This is a genomic window from Shewanella sp. Shew256, from assembly GCF_002196695.1.
Taxonomy (GTDB): Bacteria; Pseudomonadota; Gammaproteobacteria; order Enterobacterales; family Shewanellaceae; genus Shewanella; species Shewanella mangrovisoli.
The window spans coordinates 1-997 of sequence record NZ_NAJR01000049.1 but is presented as its reverse complement, the minus strand read 5'-3'; the positions used below and the strand labels follow the sequence as shown (position 1 = coordinate 997).

1 protein-coding gene is annotated in these 997 nt (G+C 44.3%); it reads left to right on the top strand.

Annotation, left to right across the window (positions count from 1 at the left end):
* Positions 1-91: 91 nt before the first annotated feature.
* A complete protein-coding gene (locus B5P39_RS24345; protein WP_176370363.1) occupies positions 92-982 on the top strand; it encodes an IS982 family transposase in 891 nt (296 codons plus the stop codon).
* Positions 983-997: the final 15 nt, after the last annotated feature.

The window sequence follows — 997 nt, the reverse complement described above, 5'->3', positions numbered from 1 at the left end:
ACCTGAACTCGGGATAAAAAAATTTGAACTAATAGCCCTCCAAGTGATCGGATCTTTCGACCAAGAGAAACCTCATCACACCGGAGGGCCTATGCATAAATTAGTGGAAGTGTTTTGTGATGTCGATGATTTTTGCGCTGTTTTCATTCCTGAATGGGAAAAAACGCTGTTAACCGATGGCACACGCAAGCGTCAACGCGCTGGCCGTATGACGATGAGCGAAGTGATGACCATCATCATACTTTTTCAGATGTCCCACCACCGTGATTTCAAGAACTTCTACATCGGCTATCTGGCTCATTTCTACAAATCTGCTTTTCCTAATTTACTCAGCTATACCCGCTTTCTTGAGGTGATGCCCACGGCTTTAGTGCCGCTTTGCAGCTACTTTGCCAGCCTCAAGAGTGCTCCCACTGGCATTGAATTTGTTGATTCAACCAGCATCAAAGTGTGTCATAACCTACGTATTCATCGCCATAAAACCTTAGCGGGACTGGCGTGCAGAGGAAAAGGCACCATGGGGTGGTTCTATGGCTTTAAGCTGCATTTGATTGTGAATCATCAAGGTGGAATCGTGGCGGCCAAAGTGACACCAGCGAATGAACATGACACAAAACCGGTGAAAGAGATGGTGCACAGTGATATGAATAAACTCTATGCAGATAAAGGGTATATCAGTAAAGCGCTATCGAGTGAATTACTGGAAAAAGGCGTCACACTGGTGACAAACGTGCGTAAAAATATGAAAGCGAAGGCAATGTCGTTGTGGGATAGAGCGATGCTGTCGAGACGTTTCATCATAGAAACCATCAACGACCAGTTAAAAAATATCTCTCAAATAGAGCACTCTAGACACCGCAGCGTGCATGGTTTTATGCTCAATATGATTGCGGGACTTATCGCCTATCAATTGAAAGACAATAAGCCACAACTGAACATCACTCACGCAGAGTTTAATGCTATTGCAGTTATGGCTTGTTAAACCGATCTCAGGTTA

Excerpts from the sequence above, each read along its gene's own strand:
- B5P39_RS24345 (WP_176370363.1), top strand. The coding sequence starts at position 92 with ATGCATAAATTAGTGGAAGTGTTTTGTGATGTCGATGATTTTTGCGCT.